General features: G+C 35.1%; 31 protein-coding genes and 1 tRNA gene. 27 read left to right on the top strand and 5 right to left on the bottom strand.

Going from position 1 to position 23204, the window contains the following annotated elements; translation table 11 throughout:
- Positions 1-10 precede the first annotated feature (10 nt).
- The 5 genes from ACKI30_RS07920 (at position 11) to ACKI30_RS07900 (ending at position 2821) form a co-directional block, all read left to right on the top strand.
- The gene (locus tag ACKI30_RS07920) at positions 11-277 is read left to right on the top strand and encodes a 50S ribosomal protein L34e (protein WP_292740307.1); all 267 of its coding nucleotides are present in this window, start codon (positions 11-13) and stop codon (positions 275-277) included.
- Positions 277-798 (top strand): (d)CMP kinase, encoded by a 522-nt coding sequence (gene cmk, locus ACKI30_RS07915; protein ID WP_407411414.1) that lies wholly within the window; start codon positions 277-279, stop codon positions 796-798. The genes ACKI30_RS07920 and cmk overlap by 1 nt, the downstream gene beginning before the upstream one ends.
- The gene (locus ACKI30_RS07910) at positions 799-1020 is read left to right on the top strand and encodes a 50S ribosomal protein L14e (protein ID WP_292740303.1); all 222 of its coding nucleotides are present in this window, start codon (positions 799-801) and stop codon (positions 1018-1020) included.
- 61 nt (positions 1021-1081) lie between these two features.
- Positions 1082-2047, top strand: coding sequence for an RNA-guided pseudouridylation complex pseudouridine synthase subunit Cbf5 (locus ACKI30_RS07905; RefSeq protein ID WP_407411412.1), 966 nt, complete (start codon positions 1082-1084; stop codon positions 2045-2047).
- Between the two features lie 90 nt (positions 2048-2137).
- Positions 2138-2821 carry a TIGR00266 family protein gene (locus tag ACKI30_RS07900; RefSeq protein WP_407411410.1) on the top strand — a complete coding sequence of 228 codons (684 nt, stop codon included), beginning with the start codon at positions 2138-2140 and terminating at the stop codon, positions 2819-2821.
- Positions 2822-3072: 251 nt separating this feature from the next.
- Here the strand turns inward: ACKI30_RS07900 and ACKI30_RS07895 are convergent, their stop codons facing one another.
- Both ACKI30_RS07895 and ACKI30_RS07890 read right to left on the bottom strand, forming a co-directional pair.
- Positions 3073-4863, bottom strand: coding sequence for a DUF2207 domain-containing protein (locus tag ACKI30_RS07895; protein WP_407411408.1), 1791 nt, complete (start codon positions 4861-4863; stop codon positions 3073-3075).
- A gap of 21 nt (positions 4864-4884) precedes the next feature.
- Entirely contained in the window at positions 4885-5442 is a 558-nt protein-coding gene (locus ACKI30_RS07890) for a LemA family protein (protein ID WP_407411407.1), read from the bottom strand.
- A 215-nt stretch (positions 5443-5657) separates the two neighbouring features.
- Here ACKI30_RS07890 and ACKI30_RS07885 point away from each other — a divergent pair.
- The 20 genes from ACKI30_RS07885 to ACKI30_RS07790 all read left to right on the top strand — a co-directional run bounded on the left by ACKI30_RS07885 (position 5658) and on the right by ACKI30_RS07790 (position 19301).
- Positions 5658-5742: transfer RNA gene (locus tag ACKI30_RS07885), tRNA-Ser, on the top strand.
- A 183-nt stretch (positions 5743-5925) separates the two neighbouring features.
- Positions 5926-6375 carry a 30S ribosomal protein S13 gene (locus ACKI30_RS07880; RefSeq protein ID WP_292740292.1) on the top strand — a complete coding sequence of 150 codons (450 nt, stop codon included), beginning with the start codon at positions 5926-5928 and terminating at the stop codon, positions 6373-6375.
- Positions 6376-6437: 62 nt separating this feature from the next.
- Positions 6438-6977 carry a 30S ribosomal protein S4 gene (locus ACKI30_RS07875; protein ID WP_292740290.1) on the top strand — a complete coding sequence of 180 codons (540 nt, stop codon included), beginning with the start codon at positions 6438-6440 and terminating at the stop codon, positions 6975-6977.
- An 11-nt stretch (positions 6978-6988) separates the two neighbouring features.
- Positions 6989-7381, top strand: a complete 393-nt coding sequence (locus ACKI30_RS07870; protein ID WP_069574667.1) for a 30S ribosomal protein S11 — start codon at positions 6989-6991, stop codon at positions 7379-7381.
- A 15-nt stretch (positions 7382-7396) separates the two neighbouring features.
- A complete protein-coding gene (locus tag ACKI30_RS07865; protein ID WP_407411404.1) occupies positions 7397-8230 on the top strand; it encodes a DNA-directed RNA polymerase subunit D in 834 nt (277 codons plus the stop codon).
- Complete coding sequence (locus ACKI30_RS07860; protein WP_292740286.1) at positions 8230-8595, top strand: 50S ribosomal protein L18e; 366 nt, start codon at positions 8230-8232, stop codon at positions 8593-8595. Before ACKI30_RS07865 ends, ACKI30_RS07860 begins: the two co-directional genes overlap by 1 nt.
- Before the next feature lie 13 nt (positions 8596-8608).
- Positions 8609-9031: a 50S ribosomal protein L13 gene (locus tag ACKI30_RS07855; RefSeq protein ID WP_292740284.1), complete on the top strand. Its 423-nt coding sequence runs from the start codon at positions 8609-8611 to the stop codon at positions 9029-9031.
- A gap of 18 nt (positions 9032-9049) precedes the next feature.
- Positions 9050-9451, top strand: a complete 402-nt coding sequence (locus ACKI30_RS07850; protein ID WP_292740282.1) for a 30S ribosomal protein S9 — start codon at positions 9050-9052, stop codon at positions 9449-9451.
- 52 nt (positions 9452-9503) lie between these two features.
- Positions 9504-9674 carry a DNA-directed RNA polymerase subunit N gene (locus tag ACKI30_RS07845; RefSeq protein WP_042694539.1) on the top strand — a complete coding sequence of 57 codons (171 nt, stop codon included), beginning with the start codon at positions 9504-9506 and terminating at the stop codon, positions 9672-9674.
- A gap of 59 nt (positions 9675-9733) precedes the next feature.
- Entirely contained in the window at positions 9734-9931 is a 198-nt protein-coding gene (locus ACKI30_RS07840; protein WP_292740280.1) for a DNA-directed RNA polymerase subunit K, read from the top strand.
- A gap of 136 nt (positions 9932-10067) precedes the next feature.
- On the top strand, positions 10068-11312 hold the full coding sequence (gene eno, locus ACKI30_RS07835) for a phosphopyruvate hydratase (protein ID WP_407411401.1): 1245 nt from the start codon (positions 10068-10070) through the stop codon (positions 11310-11312).
- Between the two features lie 24 nt (positions 11313-11336).
- Positions 11337-11531, top strand: coding sequence for a 4Fe-4S dicluster domain-containing protein (locus ACKI30_RS07830; protein WP_292740276.1), 195 nt, complete (start codon positions 11337-11339; stop codon positions 11529-11531).
- 23 nt (positions 11532-11554) lie between these two features.
- Positions 11555-12154 carry a 30S ribosomal protein S2 gene (gene rpsB / locus ACKI30_RS07825; RefSeq protein ID WP_292740274.1) on the top strand — a complete coding sequence of 200 codons (600 nt, stop codon included), beginning with the start codon at positions 11555-11557 and terminating at the stop codon, positions 12152-12154.
- A gap of 9 nt (positions 12155-12163) precedes the next feature.
- Positions 12164-13012: an AmmeMemoRadiSam system protein B gene (amrB, locus tag ACKI30_RS07820; protein WP_407411398.1), complete on the top strand. Its 849-nt coding sequence runs from the start codon at positions 12164-12166 to the stop codon at positions 13010-13012.
- A 9-nt stretch (positions 13013-13021) separates the two neighbouring features.
- Entirely contained in the window at positions 13022-13984 is a 963-nt protein-coding gene (mvk, locus tag ACKI30_RS07815) for a mevalonate kinase (protein ID WP_407411396.1), read from the top strand.
- Positions 13985-13989: 5 nt separating this feature from the next.
- On the top strand, positions 13990-14790 hold the full coding sequence (locus ACKI30_RS07810) for an isopentenyl phosphate kinase (protein WP_407411394.1): 801 nt from the start codon (positions 13990-13992) through the stop codon (positions 14788-14790).
- Positions 14791-14794: 4 nt separating this feature from the next.
- Positions 14795-15841, top strand: a complete 1047-nt coding sequence (gene fni, locus ACKI30_RS07805; RefSeq protein ID WP_407411392.1) for a type 2 isopentenyl-diphosphate Delta-isomerase — start codon at positions 14795-14797, stop codon at positions 15839-15841.
- Positions 15842-15844: 3 nt separating this feature from the next.
- Entirely contained in the window at positions 15845-17188 is a 1344-nt protein-coding gene (locus ACKI30_RS07800) for an RNase J family beta-CASP ribonuclease (protein WP_407411390.1), read from the top strand.
- An 11-nt stretch (positions 17189-17199) separates the two neighbouring features.
- Positions 17200-18180 carry a short chain isoprenyl diphosphate synthase IdsA gene (gene idsA / locus ACKI30_RS07795; protein ID WP_407411388.1) on the top strand — a complete coding sequence of 327 codons (981 nt, stop codon included), beginning with the start codon at positions 17200-17202 and terminating at the stop codon, positions 18178-18180.
- Positions 18181-18515: 335 nt separating this feature from the next.
- Positions 18516-19301 (top strand): ADP-ribosylglycohydrolase family protein, encoded by a 786-nt coding sequence (locus ACKI30_RS07790; RefSeq protein WP_407411386.1) that lies wholly within the window; start codon positions 18516-18518, stop codon positions 19299-19301.
- Here ACKI30_RS07790 and ACKI30_RS07785 read toward each other — a convergent pair.
- Positions 19296-20081: a TrmB family transcriptional regulator gene (locus ACKI30_RS07785; protein WP_407411384.1), complete on the bottom strand. Its 786-nt coding sequence runs from the start codon at positions 20079-20081 to the stop codon at positions 19296-19298. The two genes, ACKI30_RS07790 and ACKI30_RS07785, sit on opposite strands and share 6 nt — an antisense overlap.
- A 119-nt stretch (positions 20082-20200) precedes the next feature.
- On the opposite strand from ACKI30_RS07785, the gene hcp reads away from it, so the two are divergent.
- Complete coding sequence (hcp, locus tag ACKI30_RS07780; protein ID WP_407411382.1) at positions 20201-21511, top strand: hydroxylamine reductase; 1311 nt, start codon at positions 20201-20203, stop codon at positions 21509-21511.
- A gap of 2 nt (positions 21512-21513) precedes the next feature.
- Positions 21514-21843 carry a cupin domain-containing protein gene (locus ACKI30_RS07775; protein WP_407411380.1) on the top strand — a complete coding sequence of 110 codons (330 nt, stop codon included), beginning with the start codon at positions 21514-21516 and terminating at the stop codon, positions 21841-21843.
- 93 nt (positions 21844-21936) lie between these two features.
- On the opposite strand, the gene ACKI30_RS07770 is transcribed toward ACKI30_RS07775, so the two are convergent.
- Together ACKI30_RS07770 and ACKI30_RS07765 are read right to left on the bottom strand one after the other, a co-directional pair.
- The gene (locus ACKI30_RS07770; RefSeq protein ID WP_407411378.1) at positions 21937-22749 is read right to left on the bottom strand and encodes a class I SAM-dependent methyltransferase; all 813 of its coding nucleotides are present in this window, start codon (positions 22747-22749) and stop codon (positions 21937-21939) included.
- A gap of 4 nt (positions 22750-22753) precedes the next feature.
- Positions 22754-23200: a GNAT family N-acetyltransferase gene (locus tag ACKI30_RS07765; protein WP_407411376.1), complete on the bottom strand. Its 447-nt coding sequence runs from the start codon at positions 23198-23200 to the stop codon at positions 22754-22756.
- Positions 23201-23204 lie beyond the last annotated feature (4 nt).

The raw sequence follows: 23204 nt of genomic DNA, 5'->3' as shown, positions 1-23204 counted from the left end.
AGGTGATTAAATGCCTGCAAATAGGTTTAGATCAAGATCATATAAAAGAGTTCATAAAAACACTCCTGGTGGAGAAAATGTTTTAAGATACAAAAAGAAAAAACCATCTAAGCATGTTTGTGCTGAATGTGGTGCAGTCTTACATGGAGTTCCTCGTGGACGTCCATATGAAATTGGAAAATTATCAAAAACAGCTAAAAGACCTAGCCGTCCATACGGTGGGTACTTATGCTCAAGTTGTGCTCGTAAACATTTCAAAAACGAGGCTAGAAAATAATGATAATTACAATCGGCGGATTAGCGGGAACCGGAACAACAACTACTGCTGAGCTTCTCTCAGAAAAGTTGGATATTCCTTACATTTCTGCAGGATTTGTTTTTAGGGAAATGGCTGCAGAAAGGGGCATGAGTGTTCTTGAGTTTAGTGAATTTGCTGAAGGTAATGATGATATTGATAAAGAAATTGATAAAAGGCAAGCTCAAAAAGCTAAGGAAGCAGAAAATCTTATCATTGAAGGCAGATTATCAGCATACTTTGTTGATAATGCCGATTTAAGACTTTGGTTAGTAACTCCATTTGATGTTAGATCTAAACGAATAGCTGAAAGGGAAGATAAGACTGTGGATGTAGCTAAAGACGAAATTGTTATTCGTGAAAAAAGCGAAGCCTTAAGATACATGGAAATCCATAATATTGACATTTCTAATATGGATATCTATGATTTAATTATAAATACTGATACTTTCAATCCTGAAAATGTATCAGAAATCATTATTCAAACATTAAAGGTGATATAAATGGCATCAATCGAAGTAGGTAGAGTATGTGTTAAAATTGCTGGTAGAGAAGCAGGCGAAAAATGCGCAATCGTAGAAATTATCGACGAAAACTTTGTTGAAGTTGTTGGTGAAGCAGTCAAAAACAGAAGATGTAATATTGCTCACTTAGAACCAACCGAAGAAACTATCGATGTTTCTGGCGATATCGAATCTATCAAAGCAGCTTTAGCTGACTTATAAATGAATAATTAATCATATTATTCATATCTTTTTTTTATTTACTATTTTTAAGGTTTTTTTCATGAAATTTGACATGGTTACAAAATCTAGCAGTTTTACAAATCCTGATTTTGGGTGTAAGCCTGAAGAGAGAGAAATCACTGATTATATTTCTAAAGGAGTAATTAATCTAGATAAACCATCAGGTCCAACTTCTCATGAAATAGACTCCTGGATTAAACGAATTTTACCGTTGGAAAAATCAGGCCACGGAGGTACACTGGATCCTAAGGTAACTGGAATTTTACCTGTGGGTTTGGATGAGGCAACCCGTGCAATACAACTTTTGTTAACTGCTCCTAAGGAGTATGTGTGCTTGTTAACTTTCCATCAGGATGTTTCTGAAGAAAGAATTCGGGAAGTCTTTGCTGAATTTACAGGAAAAATTTTCCAATTGCCTCCAGTAAAATCAGCTGTAAAACGTGAATTGAGAACACGTAACATTTACTATTCTACCATTTATGAGATTGAAGGTAGAGATGTGCTTTTCAGAATTGGTTGTGAAGCAGGAACATACGTTAGAACATACTGTCACAATATCGGCGAAGCTTTGGGTGTAGGCGCTCATATGGCTGAACTTAGAAGAACACAGGTAGGTTCTTTCACTGAAAAAAATAACTTAGTAACATTGCAGGATGTTACAGATGCATATCATTTCTGGAAGGAAGACGGCGATGAATCATTCTTGCGCCAGGCCATCATGCCGATGGAAAGAGCTGCAGATTACCTTCCAAAGATTGTTATTAAGGACTCAGCAGTTGATGCTGTTTGCCATGGTGCTGACCTTGCATGCGGCGGTATTTCCCAGCTGGCTGATAACATTCAGAAAAATGATATTGTTGCAATTGAAACCCTTAAAGGTGAATTGGTTGGAGCAGGTCATTCATTATTGAATTCCAATGAAATTTTAGAAGCCGATTCCGGTTTTGCAGTTAACGTCAGTAAAGTATTTATGAAACCTGACACTTATCCAAGATTTTGGAAATAATCTCACTATTTTTTCTTATTTTTAATATTTATCCATAAACTATCTATATTATGAAATTGTAATGTATTACTAACTAATTTAGGGGATATTATGGAATATGAAATATCTGGAGGTTCATTTCCTATTGTAATTTGCACATTACAGAGGGGTGAAACCATGCAAAATGAAACAGGAGCAATGGCGTTCATGACTTCTGACATGAAAATGGATACTAATACTGGAGGAGGTCTTTTAAAAGGAATCGGAAGAGTCTTTTCAGGAGATACTCTTTTTTTAAATTTCTTTACAGCAGAATCAGATAATCAACAAATAGGATTTTCTTCATGCACTCCTGGAAAAATCATACCAATAAGATTGAATGGATCTAACACTATCATTGGTCAGAAAAATGCATTTCTTGCTGCTGAAGATAGTGTCGAGGTAGATGTATATTACAGAACCAAACTCGGTGCGGGAATTTTTGGTGGTGAAGGTTTCATTCTTCAAAAATTCACAGGTAATGGAATGCTCTTTTTAGAAATTGACGGTGAAGTAATTGAAAAAGATTTAAAACCTGGCGAATCAATATTGACCGATCCTGGTCATGTTGCGGCAATGGAAGAATCTGTTGATTTTGACATTGAAAGAGTTAAAGGGGTTAAAAATATGCTATTTGGTGAGGGATTGTTCTTTACCAAATTAACAGGACCTGGAAAGGTATGGCTGCAGACTATGCCAATCAGCAGACTGGCAGAAGCGTTAATTCCTTATATGCCAGCGCCACCTGAAAAATAAAATTTATTTTTCAATTTTTTTTAATTTTCTGTGAAAAAATAAGTCCCCATTATATTCAATGGAGGATAATTTATTTTTAATATTTTTATTTTCTTTTTAATTTCATTGAATCTATTTTCATTTAATTTATTCTATGGTTATTTTTTTGAGTTTTTCGAATTAAACATCTACATTAACTAATTCAATCAATTAAAATTTAATGGTTTCTGGAAGTTGATGGTATTGTTTTAAAAAAATAAGAAATGGAGTAGCTAAAATGCTCCTCCACCTCCGCCACCTGATCCTCCGCCGAGGCTTCCAAAACTGCCTGAATCGGATGATGAAGGATTAGCAGCGCTTTCACCAGTTTTGAATGCTTCGTGCATTATGTAGTATCCTCCATAATGGTGGTATAGGAATAGGTCATCATCATAGTAGGATATGTTTTTTTCCTGAAGTTTCATTGCATCATAAACGTTGTCGGCTACTCCAAGTGCAGCACCATAAATCAGGTACTGTTTCCATATCACTATGGATTCTGGAGGGTGTTCATTAATTAGACTGTTGTCTTTTAGGAACTTCTTAAAGTTTTTCCATTTAAGATAGAACACTCTGCCTTTTTGGGTCCATTGTCCAAAGATATCCTCCGGAAGCATCAGTACAATAAATGAAAAAATTGCAAGTATGATTCCTCCGCCTATTGCATACACTCCATTGTTCAGATTTGTCATTATTCCAAGCACAAATATTATAATTCCTAAAATTAAACCCCCAATTCCCAGAATTTTCATAATGACTGACCCTTCATTATTGAAGTATGTTTCAAGCTCTTCTGTTTCAAGGTATTCGTGTTTAACGTCCTGTTGCCATTCCTCATATTCTTCCATAAAGAGTTTCGCATTGGATTCGTGGGACAGGTCTGAATTTAAGTTGGATAAGTTAACTATGTCGTGGCTGTCTGAAAACATCTCCATAATGTCAAATACTGTATGTTCATGAATTGCCAGGTCATTGGTTTTTTCCCTATTCAATTTCAAGAATAATTCCTTCATGTTGGTGTTAGCATCAGTTCTGGTTTCAAGTTCAAACACTTTCCTGTTGATAAGATCAAGTATTGTAGCTTCAAATCCGTGCATATTAGGTGTTCCGATATCTTGAGAATTATCTATTAATGCATTCACCATTGCAGGAGGGTCGTTGGTCGGTAATTCCCTCTCGTATATTCCATCATAATCGACTTTAGGTTCTCTTCCATATTTCAGGTAGATGAAAATAGCTGCAATAGGACTTATTAGGGATAATAATCCCAAAACAATAAATGAAGTGTTCCAGAAGTTTCTGCCGTTAACGCTTTCTTCCAGATTATGCATGATTTTTTCTCTACCATTTTCATTTACATGTTTGGCATATGTTGCATTGTCAAAGTCACTTACAGGCATTAATACGAGCAATTCATAAAATTCGCCTGACGGGATGTGATTTGATGTTACGGATATTGTGTCATTTGTTAAGCTGCTTGAGGAATTGTACTCCTGAGGATTTAAGAAATAGCTTATGCTCTCATTTCCCGGAAGATGGACTATTGCAGTCAATGTATCCACTCCCTTCTCCCAGTCTTCTCCCCAGAGCTTGTATTGAAGTCCTGCAACATCATTGAATATTGTGACTGTATTTTTCATGTCATAGCTGATATAGACATACACCTCAGTATCTGAAATCTGTTTGGTATGCGCCTCATCAGCATATAAATAAATCTTCAAGTGTTTCTTGTTTCCTTCGTCGGTTACCTTTGTAACGGAATAGGCGCCATCGGTGGTAACCGTAATATTGTCGATACTTTCACCAGTCTTTAGGGGTATATCCCTATATACTCCGTTAAAGCTGCCGTCGAATGTATAATCATATATTTCCTCTACATGCAGTAGACCATTATTTCCAACTGTAAGCTCAATGAATGCCTGATCGATGCTGTAACTTTTGTCGTCATCCGCTGAAACTAGAGTTATTGTTGAAAATAAAATGAAAATTAATAAAATTATACAAAGTGTTTTTTTAACATTCATATAATTTCACCTTTTTTTATTTTAAAATTTTACTTCTGGAACTGCTGTTTCACTTTCTGGAGCCTGGAAAAATTCAGCTTCATGGAAATTAAATATTTTAGCAAAGATGCTGCTTGGGAACTGTTCGCAAGCATTGTTGTATTTTAAAACGACATCATTATAGAACTGTCTTGCATAGGATATTTTATCTTCGGTTTCAGTTAATTCGGACTGTAATTGCTGGAAGTTGGAGTTGGCTTTTAGTTCAGGATAGTTTTCAGCCACTGCAAACAGTGATTTCAGTGCACCTGTTAACTGGTCATTGGCTGCACTTGTCTCGTCAATGTTTGAAGCGTTCATGACATTTGATCTGGCTTGTGTAACATTTTCAAATACTTCTTTTTCATGTCCTGCATAACCTTTGACTGTTTCCACAAGATTTGGTATTAGGTCGTTTCTTCTTTTTAATTGAACTTCAATCTGAGAATAACTGTTTTTCACACGGTTTCTAAGATTAACTAAATTGTTGTATAAGTGTACTACAGTAACAATAAGGAATATAATTATTACAATTAATACAATAGTCATTAGGATATCCATTTTATCACCTATATATTAGATATATTAATCATTAGATATACTTTATCGTTTTAACCGTGGTTTTTTAAAGGATGAAAAATATAATTGGTAGTGGAAATGTTATTTTTCTTGAAATATCCATTATAAACAATAAGTTTATATATGTTGAAGTGAATATATTATTTTATCATATTATTCTAGATGATATGATGCGCAAGTATTGCTAACTATTTTATGCCGAGATAGTCTAGCCTGGTAAGGCGCGAGACTGGAAATCTCGTGGGCATTCCGCCCTCCTGGGTTCAAATCCCAGTCTCGGCGTTTATTAGTTTTTAACTTAGTTTTTTGTTTTAATTAAATAAATACTTGTTAAACTGATATTTTTGCACTCTTAGCTAATATGCTAAGTTTTAAATTGTTGAAAGAACTGTGCTTTGTAAAACAAAGCATTCGAATCTATTATTTTACGTCTCGTAGGTTCGCTCTATAAATGGAGGTTATTTAATGGAAGACGATTTCAAGCACTTAGTGCGTATTTCAAGAAAGGATGTAAATGGTAACAAAACCATTGAACAAGCTTTAACCGAAATTAAAGGTGTTGGAATATCTTTATCTAAAACTATGTGTCGTACTTTAGACTTAGATTTAGACGCTAAAATTGGATACATTGCTGACGAAGATGTTTTAAGAATTGAAGAAATTTTAGAAAATCCTCAGAAATTTGACATTCCAACTTGGATGTTAAACAGAAGAGAAGATTACGAAACTGGTGATGACATTCACTTAATTGAATCTGATCTTGACATGACTTTAAGAGATGATTTAAACAGGATGAAAAAGACCAGAAGTTACAAAGGTAGAAGACACGAAGTTGGTTTACCTGTTAGAGGTCAAAGAACCAAATCTACTTTCAGAAAAAGTTCTTCAGTTGGTGTAAAACGTTCACGCGGATAGGCATAGAGCTTTTTTTTAGAAATTAATTAATTTAAATTCAATTTTATTAAGGAGATGTTTTAATGGGACAACCTAGAAAATCAAGGAAAAAGTATAATACACCACCACATCCTTGGAATGCGGAAAGAATTAAAAATGAAAACAAATTAATGACTAAATACGGTTTAAAAAACAAAAAAGAGATTTGGAAAGCTGATACTTTAGTCAGAAGATACAGTAGGGAAGCAAGATACTTACTTGGTTTCGGTACTGATCAAATGGTCAAAGAAAAATTAGAATTATTAGGACACTTAGCTAGAACCGGTGTTTTGCCAGAAGGTGCAGCTCTTGAAGATATTTTAGATTTAAACGTTGAAGATATCTTAAGAAGAAGATTACAAACTATCGTATACAAAAAAGGTTTAGCTCGTACTCCTAAAGAAGCTAGAATGTTCGTTGTACACGGTCACATAACTTTAAACGGTAAAAAAATCAACTCACCAAGTTATGTAGTATTGAAAGGTCAAGAAGATGAAATTGGATTCTATCGTTCTTCACCTGTAGCAAAACAAATTGAAGAGTACAACCAAAATAAGGATAACAAAGCTAATACAGAAGAATAAAGGGTGTAACTATGGCAAAAGATGAAAAATGGGGTATAGCAAATATTTACTCATCATTTAATAACACTATTATTACTGTAACAGATATTACTGGTGCTGAGACTATTTCTCAATGGTCTGGTGGAAAAGTTGTACGTGCAGACAGACAACAAGCTTCACCTTTCGCAGCTATGGCTGCAGCAACTAGAATAGCTGATGATGCTAAAGAAAAAGGATTTGTTGGATTACATATTAAAGTAAGAGCTCCTGGTGGAAATGGACCTAGAAGTCCTGGACCTGGTGCACAAGCTACTATCCGTGCTTTAGCAAGAGCTGGAATTAAAATAGGAAAAATAGAAGACATTACTCCTATTCCTCACGACGGTACTGGAAGACCTGGTGGTAAAAGAGGAAGAAGAGTTTAAGTGGAAGGGTTTAACATGGAGATAGAAGTTAGAAGTCAAAGCGACAATGAAATGGTTTTCGTTGTTCGCGATGCAGAAGTACCTTTTGTCAATGCTATTAGAAGATGTGCAATGGTAAATGTACCTAAAATAGCAATTGAAGATGTAAATATTATTAGAAATGACTCTGCAATGTTTAATGAGGTACTTGCTCATAGGCTTGGTTTAACTCCTTTAGTTTCTGATTTGGATGCTCTTGAAGGTATGCTTTTACCTGAAGATGAAGGTTGGGCATATGATGAAGAACATGAAACATGGGCAGATAATTGTAAAAAAGGTATTTTTTTCGAATTAAAAGAATTTGGACCTAAAGTAGTTTATTCTAAAGATTTAATATCTTCAGACTCAAAAATTAAACCTGTATACGACACAATTCCTTTAGTAAAACTTAAAGAAGATGAAGAAATCAACATTGAAGCTGTTGCAAAAGCAGGATACGGTAAAGACCATGCTAAATGGATGCCAACCACTGTTTGTGCATACAAACAATATCCGGAAATAACATTCAATGATGATGTAGAAATCGATTACGATTGTGCTTCAGCATGTCCTCGTGGAGTTTTAAAATCTGACAGAAGATCCAAAAAGATCAAAATTTTAGATATTGAAAACTGTGCTATGTGCAAAAGCTGTGTAAGAGCTTCTGCTAATGGTTATATTAACGTAGGATATCGTGAAAATGATTTCATATTTAGAATTGAAACAGACGGAGCAATGCCTCCTAAAGAAGTTTTATTAAAAGCTTGTGATGTATTAGGTGACAAAGCAGAAAAGTTTATCAAATTTAGTGAAGAAGGAGGAAGTAAATAATGGTTAAGAAAGTAGTAAAAACAAATCCTAACCTTATTGAACTTATTAATAAACTTTATGAACAATCAAGAAGTGAAGATGCAGCTATTTGGAAAGATGTTGCACAAAGACTTGAAAGGTCTAATAGAAGAACCGCTGAAGTAAATTTATCTGATATTGCAAGAAATGCTGAAGCAGGTGAAACTATTTTAGTACCAGGTAAAGTTTTATCAAACGGTAATTTAGAAGAAAAAGTAGATGTTGTAGCATTAAAATTCTCAGCTAAAGCACAAGAAAAAATTGAAAGTGCTGGTGGAGAATGCATCTCAATTGATGAGATAATCGAATCAAATCCTAAAGGATCAAACATTAGGATCATGGAATAAATAGGGTGTTATTATGATTATTGATGGAGAAGGATGCGTTTTAGGAAGATTAGCTAGTATAACTAGTAAAAATCTTTTAGAAGGCGAAGAAGTAGTAATTCTTAATGCTGAAAAAATTATGTTAACTGGTAATAAAGACTGGGCTTATGCTAAATACAAACAAAGAGTTGACAGGGCAAGTATTTCTAACCCTCGTGATTTAGGTCCAAAATATCCTAGAAGACCAGATGATATATTTAGAAGAACTGTAAGAGGAATGTTACCTTTCAAAAAATCTAAAGGTAAAACCGCATACAAAGGATTAAAAGCTTTTGTTGGTGTACCAGCAGAATATGCAGATGCTGAACTCACTGCAGTTCCTGAAGCAGAATACAAAAACATTAAAAAAGGTATCGAATTAGGAGAAATCTCCAAACTTTTAGGAGCTACCTTTTAGATAAACGGATGTGTGATTATGGTTAAAGTTATTCATACAAGTGGAAAACGTAAAACAGCTATCGCAAGAGGTACTGTTAAAGAAGGAACTGGTAAAGTTAGAATTAACAGAATTCCTTTAGAACTTTACTCCCCTGAACTTGCAAACTTAAAATTACAAGAACCATTAACTTTAGCTGGAGACTTAGCTAACGAAGTTGACATTAACATTCACGTTATTGGTGGAGGAGTAATGGGCCAAGCAGAAGCTGCACGTATGGTAATTGCAAAAGGACTCGTCCAATGGTCACAAGATATGGATTTAAAAGAAAAATTCACCCAATATGACAGAACTATGTTAGTTGGTGACCCAAGACGTTCAGAACCTAAAAAATATGGTGGTCCTGGTGCAAGAGCACGTAAACAAAAAAGTTACAGATAATTACTCTGTACCTTTTATATTTTATTTAAATTAAATCAAAAAGATGATATAAATGATTCCTATTAGATGCTTAAGTTGTGGAAAACCAGTTTCAGCTTACTTTGATGAATATAACAAAAGAGTTGCAGCTGGAGAAAAGTCAAAAGATGTCTTAGATGACTTAGGTTTAACTAGATACTGTTGTAGAAGAATGTTAATTTCCCATGTGGAAACTTGGGAATAATTTTACAATCATAGGGATATTTTATTGTAAAATATAATCTTGGTAAAATATATGCCTAAATGGAAGTAATATTCATGAATGTTGAAAAAAAATTAACAAGGTTTGAAAGAGCTAGGCTCCTTGGGGCTAGGGCAATTCAAATTTCAATGGGTGCTAAACCGTTAGTTGAAATTAAGGATTCTCTTGATCCAATTGACATAGCTTATGAGGAGTTAAAAGCTGGAGTTTTACCATTAGATGTTATTAGAGATGAATAAATAGTTTTTCTATTTATTCCTTAAATTTATTTAAAAAAAATAAAAAATACCAACATAACTCTATAAAGAAACTTACTGATTTTTTAAAGAGTATAGATTATATGGTAACAAATTAAATGACACTGAGGTGTTTTTTTTGGATAGTGTAATAGAAGATGTCCAAGTTCGTAAGATTTTGGATAGCAGAGGTAACCCAACTATTGAAGTGGATGTTATCACTTGGAATGGTTTCGGTAGAGCCGCTGCACCAAGTGGGGCTAGTACAGGTTCCAGAGAAGTGGTATCTTTTCCAGAAGGTGGAGTGGATGTTGTAGTCCGCGAAATGGAAGAGTTCATAGCTTCTGAACTCATCGGTATGGATGCTGAAGATTTAACTACTATTGATGAAGTGTTAAAAGAAATCGATGGTACTGATAACTTCGCAGCTATTGGTGGTAACACTACTGTAGCAGTATCCATGGCTGTAGCTAAAGCCGCCGCTAAATCTTATAACATGCCGTTATACAAATACATTGGTGGAAATTTAGTAAATGAATTGCCATTTCCTTTAGGAAATATGATGAATGGTGGAGCGCATGCAGGTATTAATGCACCTGATATTCAGGAATTCTTAGTTGTGCCTGTTGGTGCTGCTAGTGTTGCCGATGCAATTTTTGCAAATGCTTCTGTTCATAAAAGATTAAAAGAACTTATTCAAACTAAAGATTCCAATTTCACTGGCGGTAAAGGCGATGAAGGAGGATGGGTGCCTAATATCACTAACGATGCTGCTTTGGAAATACAAGCTAAAGCATGTGAGGAAGTTGGTGATGAGTTAGGTATAGAAATCAGGCCTTCTTTAGACATGGCAGCTTCTGAATTATGGAATGCTAGTGAGCAAAAATATGTTTATGCTCAAGATGGTGTTAAAAGAGACACCGGAGATCAAATTGATTTCGTAAAAGATATCATTGATACATATAAAATGTTTTATGTAGAAGACCCATTCGACGAATCAGATTTCGAAGGATTTTCTCAATTAACTTCCAAAGTAGGAAATAAGTGTTTAATTTGTGGCGATGACCTGTTCGTAACTAATAAAGAGTTATTGGCTAAAGGAATTGAGATGAACGCCGCAAATGCTATTATCATTAAACCTAATCAAATCGGTTCATTATCAGAAACTTATGCTACTGTCAAATTAGCAAAAGAGAATAATATTGTACCGGTTGTATCTCACAGGTCTGGTGAAACCACTGACGAAACTATAGCACATCTTGCTGTTGGTTTTGCAGCTCCACTGATTAAGACAGGAGCTATCGGCGGTGAAAGAATAGCAAAATTAAATGAACTTATTCGTATTGAAGAAGAACTTTCAAATTCACAAATGGGCAAATTCTAATAATATTTTAACGGAGAGAGAAAAATGGCTAAAGTAACTATTGATTATGACAAATGTGACGGCGCTGACTGTGCAGAATGTTCTGACGTTTGCCCGATGGAAGTTTTAGTTCTCGAAGGAGACAAAATAACAATCAACAATCCAGAAGATTGCAGCTATTGTGAAGTATGTATGGATGTTTGTCCAAATGAATGTGTAAAAATTGAAGATGAAGATTAAATAATAAAAAAAGGTGATTATTAATGACTAACGAACTTTTAATTGATTTAGATAACTATTTAGCAGCAGGTTTACATATCGGAACCCAACAAAAAACTAGCGATATGGAAAAATACATTTTCAGAGTAAGATCTGACGGTTTATACGTATTAGATATTCAAAAAACTGATGAAAGAATCAGACAAATCGCAAAACTCTTAGCAAAATACGACCCTGAAGACATTTTAGTAGTAGCTACCAGACAATACGGTCAAGCTCCTGTTAAAAAATTCGGTGAAATTACCGGTGCAAAAACTATTCCTGGAAGATTCATCCCTGGAACTTTAACCAACCCTAACTACGCTAAATTCATCGAACCAAAAATCATTGTAGTAACTGACCCAAGATCTGACGCTCAAGCAATCTTAGAATCCAAACAAAATGGTATTCCTGTTATTGCATTATGTGATACTGAAAACTTACTCAGTTTTGTTGACATTGCTGTACCTGTAAACAACAAAGGTAGAAAAGCTATCGCTTTAGTATACTGGTTACTTGCAAGACAAATCTTAAGAGAAAGAGGAGACATTCCTGAAGACGGTGACTTAGATATTGAAGCAACCGACTTTGAACTTAAATTCTAAATGAGTTAAATGTTAAGACAACCTGCTGTAGCCGGAGCATTCTATCCAGATGATCCTGAAAGTCTCAAAAAACTTATTGAAGAATGTTTTTTAGGTGATTTTGGCGTTGGGGAAATACCAAAGTTAAACACTTTTGAAGGTATAGATTACCCTATCAACATTATGGTCCCACATGCAGGTTACCAATATTCTGGTGCAATAGCTTCTCACGGCTATTGCAATTTAGTTCAAAATGGTTTTCCTGAAGTTTTTATTATATTAAGTCCTAATCATACTGGTTACGGTAGTGAAGTTTCAGTGTTCAATGAAGGGGAATGGAAAACCCCTCTGGGAAATGTAAAAGTTGATGATGAGTTTGCAAATGAGATAATTTCTCAATCTGATATTGCAACCGCTGATTTTACTGCACATTTATATGAACACAGCATAGAAGTTCAACTGCCATTTTTACAATATTTTTCAAGTGACTTTTCCATTGTTCCAATAACAATGGGATCACAGTCTTTTTCAGCTTCAAGCGATTTGGCAAAGGCCATCTTTGAAGCAGCCAAAAAGTTAAAAAAATCTTACGCAGTCATTGCAAGTACAGATTTATCTCATTTTAACAATCAGGAAAAAGCGAATACCGTTGACGGATTCGTATTGGAAGATATTGAAGAAATGAACGAATTCAAACTTTTTGAAGAGGTTATTCAATACAATATCACCATGTGTGGTTATGGTCCGGTAATGACAGCCATTTCCCTATCAAAGATGACCGATAAAACAGATTGTGAAATATTGGCATATGGGACTAGCGGCGATGTTACCGGTGACTTATCTTCTGTTGTAGGTTATGCTTCTGGAATTTTTAAATAAGGTGTATTCATGATAGCTAAAGCTTCTGCTCCAGCAAAGGCAATTTTATTCGGAGAACATTCAGTAGTTTATGGTGAACCAGCGATAGCTGGCGCTGTCAATAAACGTGCTTATGTCACCGTAAAAGAATCTGAATGTGAAAAGTCTATTTTTAGAGCCCCTAATATTAATTTTGAAGCTGAACTTCTTACCAGGGAAAAGAAATATATTTTAAGGAAAGGAAAACCGGGTATTATTAGATATATTTTAGAATCAGTTTATAGATCTCACGATCATACTCCAATAGACATTACATTAACATCAAATGTGCCTATTGGATCTGGACTCGGGTCCTCTGCCGCAGTAACCGTAGCGACACTTGCTGCATTATACAGATATCATAACATTCGTTTTAACAAAAAATCTTTAGCTCACGATGCCCACATGGTTGAACAGGCTGTTCAGGGAGTAGCCAGTCCTTTGGACACATTGGTTTCCACATATGGAGGGCTTGTTTATTTATCAAGAAATAAGAAAGTTGAGCGTTTCAATGTTAATTTCAATGTTCCTTTTGTTGTAGGTTATACCACTAAACATGGAAACACTGGAAAAATGGTTAAAGACGTTAGAAATCTCAAAGATAGAAACCCAAAAATCATCAATCCGGTTATCACTGCAATGGGAAATTTAACAAACTACGCTAAACAAGCTATTTTAAAAAGAGATTTTAATAAAGTGGGAGAGCTAATGAATATAAATCATGGATTTTTAGATGTGATTGGCGTAAATACTTTAGAATTATCTCGTATGGTATATAATGCAAGGGAAGCAGGTGCTATAGGTTCAAAAACCACCGGTGCAGGTGGTGGAGGTAGTATTATTGCACTTTGTCCTGGAAAAGTAGAGGAAGTTGCAAATGCTATTGCCCGTGATGATAATATTTTAAAAATCCATTTCACAAGAAAAGGTGTTTCTTCAAGAGTTTACAAGTGATTTTTATGATAATTTTAAAAATTGGTGGAAGTATACTTACCAATAAGGATTCAACTGAAAGTGAAGTCGATAATGTTAGCCTGAAAAGAATAGCATCCGAAATAAAAGCTTCACTCGAGTTATCCGATAAGGAATTGATTATTGTTCATGGTGCAGGGTCCTTTGGCCATCCCCCTGCAAAAAAATATAAGATTGGTGAAAAATTCGACAAAAGCGAATATCCTCAAAAAAGAATAGGCTTTTGCGAAGTTCAAAATGCCGTTAAGAAATTGAACATGTTAATCTGTGAAGCTTTTATCGAAGAGGGTTTGCCTGTTATTGCTATTCCGGCTTCAAGTTTCATGAGTGCAACAAATAAAAGAATCACTGATGGAAATCTTGAATATTTCAACAAATATTTGAATAAGGGATTTATTCCTGTAATATATGGTGATGTTGTTTTAGACAGTGAACTTGAAATCTGTGTTATTTCAGGAGATCAGATAATCCAATATCTGGCCAAGAACTTAAATCCGGACATGGTTGTTTTGGGAACCGATGTAGATGGCGTTTATGATAAAAATCCTAAAACACATGATGATGCAATATTTTTTGAAAGGTTTTCCTCACTTGATGACTTAGAAACTTTAGAGGGAACAACCAATGTGGACGTTACCGGTGGAATGGTTGGGAAAATTAAAGAACTATTATATTTAGCAGATTTAGGAATTGAATCTAAAATAATAAATGCTGAAGTTAATGACAATATTTTCAAAGTATTAGAAAACAAAGATGTTAAAGGAACTGTAATTTCAAGGGGAAATTAAGCATATGATTTCAGATAGAAAATTAGAGCATTTATTAATTTGTGAAAATTATGATGTGGAGTTTAAGAATAAAACTACCGGTTTTGAAGACATTGAATTAGTTCACAATGTTTTGCCGGAAGTGGATAAAAATGAAATTGATTTATCAACTTCAGTTTTTGGTAAAAAATTAGACTCCCCTTTATTTATCACCGCTATTACTGGCGGTCATCCTGATGCAAAAACTATTAATAAACAATTAGCCATTGCAGCTGAAAATAATAACATTGCTTTAGGAGTAGGCTCTCAAAGAGCAGCATGTGAACATCCTGAACTTGAGGATACCTACACTGTTGTTCGTGAAAATGCTCCAAATTGTTTACTTGTTGGTAATATTGGCGCACCACAACTTAATTTAGCTGAGAAAGCTGTTGAAATATTGGATGCGGATATTTTAGCTATTCATCTAAATCCTCTTCAAGAGTCAATACAGCCTGAAGGCGATTTAGATGCAAGAGGATATCTGGATTTAATTGGTCAGATAACTGAAACTGTAGATATTCCAGTTCTTGCAAAGGAAACAGGTTGCGGAATATCCCAGGAATCAGCTAAAAAATTAGTTGAAGCTGGTGTTGACTTTATTGATATTGAAGGTGCTGGCGGAACCAGTTGGGCAGCTGTTGAAACATACAGGTCCGAAGATAAATATTTAGGTGAAATATTTTGGGATTGGGGAATTCCAACAGCAATTAGTACTGCTGAAGTAACTAATGCTGTCAATGTTCCTGTTATTTCATCCGGTGGAATCAGAACTGGTCTTGAAGCCGCTAAAGCTATTGCTCTTGGAGCGGATGCAGTGGGCATGGCATTGCCATTTTTGAAAAATTCAGCATCTCAAGAGCAGTTAAACAAGTTTATTAACAGATTCAATGATTCACTTAGAATAGCAATGTTTTTAGTTGGAGCTAGTAATATTGAAGAGTTAAAACAATCCAATCTTGTTATACGTGGAAAAACAAGAGAGTGGCTCAATGAACGAGGAATCAACACTAAGAATTATTCAAGGAGATAAAACATGAGCGTAGAAGTAATCGCTATAGGTGGATACCAGGAAGTCGGGAAAAACATGACTGCGATTAGAATTGGTGAAGATGTTGTAATCTTCGATATGGGGATCCATCTAGACAGAATTAGCATGCACGAAGATACAGATATAGACAGGATGCATAGCTTAGATTTAATTGAAAGAGGAGTTATTCCTGATGATACATTAATGAAAGATGTGGACGGTAAAGTAAAAGGAATAGTATTCTCCCACGGTCACTTAGACCACATTGGTGCAGTTGCTAAATTGGCTCACAGATATGATGCGCCATTAATAGGAACACCGTATACTGCTGCTTTAATTGAAAAACAGATTAAGGGAGAACGTAAATTCAAAGTAACAAACCCTATTAAACCATTAAATCCTGGAAATAAAATGAAATTATCCAAGGATATTACTTTAGAATTTGTTCAATCAACACACAGTATCCCACAGGCAGTATTTCCGGTATTGCATACTCTAGAAGGAGTTATTGTTTATGCATTAGATTTCAAATTTGACAATCATCAAAAAGTATCACCACCTCCTGATTATAAAAGACTTAAAGAAATCGGAAGGAAAGGTGTACTTGCATTAATTGTTGAGACAACAAATGCTAAAAATTACAATGAAGTTAAAACACATTCCGAAAGAATTGCTAGAAACATTTTAGAAGATGTTATGAGAGGACCTCTACAAGAGAGGACAGGAATGATTGTTACAACTTTCTCATCTCACGTTGAACGTGTACAGGCAATTGCAGACATTGCTAAAAAAAGCCACAGGGAAATATTCTTCCTTGGAAGATCAATGGAAAGATTCTGTGGTATAGCTCAAAATCTAGGAATTTTAAAATTGCCGAAAAATGCCAGTATCTACGGTTCTCCAAAAGCAGTTAACAAGGCATTAATGAAAGCCGATGAAGACAGGGCTAACTATTTGCTTGTAACCACAGGTCACCAAGGTGAACCTGATGCATTGCTTCCAAGAATTGCCAATGGCAGAACTCCGTTCAATATTAAAAAAGGAGATAATGTAATTATTTCAGCACCTATCATTCCAAATCCAACCAATGCTGCAAACAGGCACATTATGGAAAGGAGATTAAAATTGAAAGGTGCAAGAATTTATCCGAATGCTCACGTTTCCGGACACGCTGGAAGAGAAGATCATAGGGAATTCTTACGTATGTTAAAACCACAACATATTATTCCGGCACACGGAGATTTATCAATGCTTGCAGCTTATGCAGAACTTGCTGAAGAAGAAGGATATAGAATAGGCTATGATATTCATATTTTAAGAAATGCTCAAGCACAAGTTTTTAAAAGTTAAGAGGGATGTAAATGAGTGATGTAAAAGAAGTACTTGGAAATTATTCAGGTGATATTACAAAAACAATTGAAGAAGAATTGGCAACAATTACACCAGATAATCTTGCAGAAGCATCTGTTTATCTTACAAGAGCTGGAGGAAAGATGCTCAGGCCTGCTTTAACCTTAATAACTGCTGAAGCTGTTGGTGGGGCTCGTGAATCTGCATTAAAATCAGGTGCAGCTATTGAATTGATTCACACATTTTCACTTATCCACGATGATATTATGGATCAGGATGACATGAGAAGGGGAATGCCTTCCGTTCATAAGGTCTGGGGTGATGATGTGGCTATTTTAGCAGGTGACACATTATTCTCTAAAGCTTTTGAAATTATCATTGGCTCTGAAGGAACCAGTTCTGAACAGAACAATAAGGCTTTAGCTACCGTTGCTGATGCATGTGTCAAAATCTGTGAAGGTCAAGCTTTGGATATGGGCTTTGAAGAAAGATTTGATGTAACTGAAGATGAATACATGGAAATGATTTTCAAAAAAACAGGCGCATTGATTGCAGCAGCAACAAAAACTGGAGCTATTATGGGCGGAGCATCTGATGAAGTCATTGATGCTATGTATGAATACGGTCGTTTAATTGGTCTTGCATTCCAGATTCAGGATGATTATCTTGACATTGCAGCCGATGAAGAGACATTAGGTAAACCAATCGGTTCTGATATCGGAAAAGGAAAAATGACCATTATTGCAATTAAAGGTTTGGCAAGTGTTGAAGATGACAGATTACTCGAAATCTTAAAAGCTGAAAATAATTCTCAAGATGAGATAGATGAAGCAATTGAAATTTTAACAAATTGTGGTGCTATTGAATATGCTCGCAATTTAGCATTAGAATCTGTCAACCAAGCTAAAGAAGTACTCGAAATATTGGATGATTCTTCATCTAAACAGGTACTTGCTGACATTGCAGATTTTGTACTTGAGAGAAGTGCATAATTTTTCTCTCACTTTTTTTAATTTTTTAAGATTCCAGATAAAATCCGGAATCTTTTTTTGAAACAATATTTTCTATGTTAGTTTTGAATTGAAATTTCTATATCCTTTAAGTAACAATAGTATATGAATTTATTCAAGGAAGTGATTCTGTTGAATTTTTGAATATGCTATAGAAATTTCTGTTTTGGTGATAATAGAAACTATTATCAAGAATAATTTTATTTCAAATGTTATATATCTTTTTTCTTTGATTTTAAAGCAATTTTGCAGGGTTAAAACAATTTTTCATGGTTAAATCAATAATGTTATTAACTACTTAAACACAATATGATTTCATGAAAGGAATTATAGGTGCAATTGCAGGAGACATTATCGGCTCAACAAGGGAACATTACTCAATTAAAACAAAAGATTTTGACCTGTTCCCGTTAGGATCCACATTCACTGACGATACTGTGATGACATTGGCTGTCGCTCAATGGTTATGTGAAGACCGTGAATCAAAAGATGCATTGATTAAAAATCTGAAGCTTTTTGGAAACAAATATATCAATGCAGGTTATGGCGGAAGTTTTTACCGTTGGTTGGGTCAGGAATCTCCCGAAGCCTACGGAAGCTGGGCAAATGGGTCTGCTATGCGTGTATCTCCATGTGCATGGGTGGCCGAATCTCTTGAAGAGTCACAAAAATTGGCAGAAATGTCTGCAATAGTTACCCACAATCATCCTGAAGGCGTTAAAGGTGCATTAGCAACAAACGATGCGATTTATCTTGCCCGTATTGGTGCTTCCAAAGATGAAATTAGAAATCACATTGAAGTCAGGTACGGTTATGATTTGAGCAGGACCGTTGATGAAATCAGGCCTGTTTACTCATTCGATGTGTCCTGTGCCGGAAGCGTTCCGGAATCAATAGTCTGCTTTTTGGATGGTAATGATTTTGAGGATACTGTCAGAAATGCAGTATCTTTAGGTGGCGATGCAGATACTCAGGCAGCTATTGCCGGAAGTATTGCCAGTGCATACTGGGATGTTCCTGAAAGGATAGTCAGTGATGCTAAAATGCATTTGGATGATTTCCTGTTGAAGGTATTTGATGATTTTGAAGATAAATTCTTATGAATTTTTCTTCTTTTGCTTGTTTTTAATTTTTTTAAGTTGATTTAGGAATCTCTCATCATAATTTCTCGCTACGTCCTCATATTTGTTCCAGATTCCGATTGAAGTTTCAGGGATTACGTTACGTTTATCCTCACTGAATTTAGTATAGGTATGCATCATTTCCTTTGAATCGGAAATCAGAACCTTTACAAATGGAATGTCGGCCTTTTGGATGTTGATGTCGGCATCTTTAAACAATTTAATGATATTTACTTCCTCATTGTTAACGTAACATGTTGGGGATGCCAGAATGTTCACTGTTAATGTTGGCCTTGACCTGAATGCTTTTATTAGCTGTTCTCCTTCGCCTTCAAATAGAAATCCTATTCTCATGTTTACAGATTTTTTGGCCCTTTTTATGATTTCCAGTTCCTGTGAAATGATTTTGTCAACACCGTATATTCTCCAGATTGGGGCCTGGACTTGACTCATACCGTTTTCATAGATATAAGTCAGTCTGGTTATGGTATCATCGATTTCATTGTCAAGCCTTTCCTTTTCTCTGCCCAATACTTCTACAGGTGATTTGACGTTGTATGTCAGTGGCCTTCCATCCTCGACATCAATAAAATTCTTTTTCACCAAACCTTTCAAAACATCATATATTTTGCTTCGAGGGATGCCTGATTTTTCAGCTATTTCAGTCGCATTTGATGAGATTAATGAAGTGAGTGTTACATATGCTTCAGCCTCATACATTGTCAGTCCGATTCCTTTAAGTACTTCTATATTTTCATCCATATTTTTAATTTTAAATCCCATTTATATATAAATGTTATTTTTCACCCTTGAATAGTGACAAAACCTTTATATGCTTTCTTTATGTTAAATAGTAACATCAAATTAAAGAGGTTATTATTATGGCAAATGAAGGCTTAGATATGTTTTGTTATCAATGTTCCCAAACTGCTCATGGTACCGGATGTACCGTAAGTGGAGTTTGCGGTAAAAAACCAACTGTAGCAAGATTACAAGATAACTTGATCTTTACTATGAAAGGTATCAGTGCTTACAACTACAATGCAAATGTTTTAGGAAAATACAATCCTGAAATCGACGCATTCCTGACTAAAGGGTTATACACCACATTAACCAACGTCAACTTTGATGTAAACGATTTGGTTGCTTTAGCACTTGAAGCAGGTAAAGTCAGCGTAGACGTAATGAGATTACTCAAAGACGCACATATTGAAGCATACGGAGAACCACAACCTGTGGAAGTAAAAGTAGGAGCACAAGAAGGACCAGCTATTATCGTAACCGGTCACGACTTAAAAGCATTAGAAGAATTATTAAAACAAGTTGAAGGAACAGACATTAAAGTTTACACTCACTCCGAAATGTTACCAGCTCACGGATACCCAGGCCTCAACAAATACGAAAACTTAGCAGGTCAATTAGGTGGAGCATGGCATGATCAAAGAATGACATTCAAAAAATACAATGCAGCTATTGTTGGAACCAGTAACTGTGTATTGCCAGCAATGGACTCATACAAAGAAAGAATGTTCACAATGGATGTAGCTAAACTTGATGGCGTAAAAACCATTGAAGATTATGATTTCTCAGAAGTAATTGAATGTGCTAAATCATTAGGTGGTCTTGAAGCAGAAGAATTAACCACAATCACTACTGGTTGGAGTGCAGGAGCTATCGTTGAACACGCTGACAAAATTAAAGAATTAGTTTTAGACGGTAAAATCAGAAGATTCTTCGTAGTAGGTGGATGTGACACAGCAGCAAAACGCAATGACTATTACAGGGAATTTGTACAAAACTTACCTGAAGACACTGTTGTCTTAACATTAGCATGTGGTAAATACAAATTCAATGACTTAGACTTAGGTGACATTGAAGGTATCCCAAGATTATTAGACGTCGGTCAATGTAACGACACAATTGTTGCTGTTGATGTTGCAGTAGCATTATGTGAATTATTTGACATGGAATTAAATGAATTGCCATTAACAATTGTTCTCTCCTGGATGGAACAAAAAGCAGCTGCAGTTCTCTGGGCATTACTCTACCTTGGTAAAACCGACATGTGGCTCGGACCAGTGCTCCCTGCATGGTGTAATGAAGATATCTTAAATGTTTTAGTTGAAAACTACAATTTAACTCCTACTTCTGGTGATGCGATAGCTGATATCAAAACCATTATGGGAGAATAAGTATGAATGAAGATATCAAATCACAAGCGTTAAATGTTGAATTATTAATAGATTATCAAAAAGATAGCGTAGTCAGCCGTGAAATAATCAAAAAGGAGTTAGGCACAGTAACTGTCTTTGCATTTGATCAGGGACAGGGTTTATCTGAACATTCCGCTCCTTTTGATGCAATGGTTCAAATTATTGATGGTGAAGCGGAAATTACAATTTCCGGTGAAAAACACACTGTCAAAAAAGGTGAAATGATTATCATGCCTGCAAATGAACCTCATGCGCTTCAGGCTGAAAACAGTCCATATAAAATGATTTTAACCATGATTAAAAGTGATTAATTTCATTTTATCACTTCATTTTTTTTTAGCGAATTAGAAAATTATGGGTCAATCATAAAGTGGTATTAGATGTATTCCATCTAATAATCATCTCTATTTTTTCCACCAAATCATTATCCAGTCCGCCTTGTCTTTAAAATTATAATATTTTTTAGTTTCAGGATTATAGGTTAATATTCTTTCAAGATATTCTTTAAGCTGCTCTTTTTGAGCATCGGAATATAAATCAAGCCTGAATTTACCGTTGTCCATGGCTTCTTCAATGCTGTCATATTCCCTATAATTATTCAAGTCAAAGCGCTCAATGTTGGCATAAATCCCAAGGTTGAACAATATGTTGAAAAAGTAGTTGTAATCAGGAAAGTCTTCTGTTTTTATTCCAAGTTCCTTATCGAAGTCCTTTTCGATTTTTTTGTTTTCCGGTCCGAAAATGGTTATGAAAACATATTTGTTGGCAATTTTGTCAAGTTCCATTAACACCTCATCGATTGGAACTATTCCATTCAGTGACCTTGAGCAGACAACAATGTCCACATCTCCAATTTCATCGTATTTTATTTCTTCAATAGATTTTAGAACGGTTTCAATATTATCAGCATCATTGTCTTTTGCTCTTTTTTCGAGATATTCCAGCATTTTTGGTGATGAATCAATTCCTATTACTTTTTTAACCTTTTTTGAAAGGGGAATAGTGATGGATCCCTCGCCGCATCCAACATCCAAAACGGTATCGTTCTTATCAAGAATCAGTTTTGAGAAAAGTGCATCGTTATAGTCTTCTTTTTTGGTTCTTCTGTAAAATCCGGGAGCTGCCTTATCCCAGTCCTTATCTACTTTATTTGCCAGTTTTTCAGCCCAGAAACCTTTCCAATCAACATCATTGGGATTTTCAATACATTGTTTCATAATATCACCAGAATTCCTTTTTCATACAAATTACAGTTTCATCATCTTTAAATTGACCAAATTTTGGAGTTTCCTTATAATCTAATTTTTCATATAATCTTATCGCCGGATAATTGTTTTTTCCGGTAACGATGTATGAATACTTGTAGCTTGAATCGATGGTGTTTTCCAGCTGTTTTATGAGTTTATAGGCAATTCCCTTTTTCCTATATTCTTTTTTTACGTATACTCTCTTAAATTCCACATTGTTTTCACTGCAAACCCTATAACTGGCACAGGCTATCGGTTCATCCAAATCAAGGGCTAAAAGCACGGTATGAGGTTTTGTAAACTCATTATATTTTTCATATCTTGACAGTTCCTCGCCAATGCGTTCATAGTATCCTTGGTCTAGTTCTTCTACAAGTTTTAGAAATCTCCCATCGTTTTGATTTGTTAAAATAGTATCCATTCTA

Origin of the sequence: Methanobrevibacter sp. (assembly GCF_045539575.1) — an archaeon.
Lineage (GTDB): Archaea > Methanobacteriota > Methanobacteria > Methanobacteriales > Methanobacteriaceae > Methanocatella.
This window is presented reverse-complemented; position numbering and strand designations above follow the sequence as displayed.